This is a genomic window from Amycolatopsis coloradensis (assembly GCF_001953865.1).
GTDB classification, from domain to species: domain Bacteria; phylum Actinomycetota; class Actinomycetes; order Mycobacteriales; family Pseudonocardiaceae; genus Amycolatopsis; species Amycolatopsis coloradensis.
This window is the reverse complement of record NZ_MQUQ01000051.1, coordinates 1-1,100: the sequence shown is the minus strand read 5'-3', so window position 1 is coordinate 1,100 and position 1,100 is coordinate 1. Positions and strand designations below refer to the sequence as shown.

The following is a 1,100-nucleotide window of genomic DNA, read 5'->3' as shown; positions in this document are numbered from 1 at the left end:
CGGTGCACGGCGGCGGCGTACTCGCCCCAGTCGACCGGCCTGGGTTCACCGCGTGCTGTGCGGCGGGCGCGAGGTGCGCGGTCGGTTGTCACGGTCCTTCATCTCCTTCCGGGCTCGGGACGTCGGTGCGGGTGTGGTGACGGCGATGACGACCGAGGGCAGCATCAGATCGCCCTTCGAGCCGCGCTGCGCGGGGCAGCCTTTGGTGCCGTCGGTCGCTCGCGGGGTCGGCAGAAGTCGCGGTGTGTCCATGAGGGCTGGGCCTCCCTTGTCATCGGTGTGGCGGAGATGTCGGTGGACGAACCGCCGTGCGCGGTCGGGTGTCGGCGGCAGTGCCCCACGCACCGGGGGAAAGGCAACTATCGAGCACTCCGCTGTGGGCCGCGGCGCAGCCCGGTCCGTCCGGCGGTGGCGTCGGTGTGGTCAGGGCGCGGGCGCGGTCGGGTAGAGACGGCCCGCCGTCGTGCGTGTCGTGGGTGCAGTTCTTCGCGTCCGAGGCGGTCGGGGTCGGCAGCAGCCGCACCGAGTCGGTCAGCGTCACGCACCCGGCCGGGATCGGGCGGCCCGGCTTCCGCACGGTCTGGATCGCCGACGACCGCGAGTCCGCCGCCGTCGGAGTCGGCAGGAGCTGCGCCAGCTTGACAACTGAGTCGACCGCGTCGTTGAGGTTGACCTGGTGTCCGCCCGCGCGCCGCCGTGCCGGGTCGACGGGGCCGCGGGGTTCGCCGTCGCGGGCTTGGGGGGTCGGCATCATCCGCATTCCGTCCCGGGGCGAGGACGGCACACAGGAACACGCGTTCGCGGCGGTGGGCGGCTCCGATGTCGGCGGCTCGTACGCAACGCCAGACCGCGTCATACCCCGCTTCGGCCAGCCCCGCGAGTACACGGTCGAGGCCGCCGTTTCTCCAGCGGAGGGCGGCGACGTTCTCCACGACGACGAGACGGGGTCGTAGTACGCGAATGGCGTCCAGGATGGTGTGCCACAGTCCACTGCGAGCGCCTTTCTCGATGCCCGCGCGCCGACCGGCGGCGGAGATGTCCTGACAGGGGAAGCCCGCCGTGAGCACCTCGACCGGTGCGACGGAGGTGAAGTCGACAGC

The 1,100-nt window shown here is 72.3% G+C and carries 1 protein-coding gene and 1 pseudogene; both read right to left on the bottom strand.

Features of this window, described 5'->3' with window-relative positions:
- Nucleotides 1-271: 271 nt before the first annotated feature.
- Entirely contained in the window at nucleotides 272-754 is a 483-nt protein-coding gene (locus tag BS329_RS45095; protein ID WP_244197509.1) for a hypothetical protein, read from the bottom strand.
- Nucleotides 755-827: 73 nt separating this feature from the next.
- Nucleotides 828-1,067 (bottom strand): annotated as a pseudogene (locus BS329_RS45090) (DNA cytosine methyltransferase); the annotation flags it as partial.
- Between the last annotated feature and the right edge of the window lie 33 nt (nucleotides 1,068-1,100).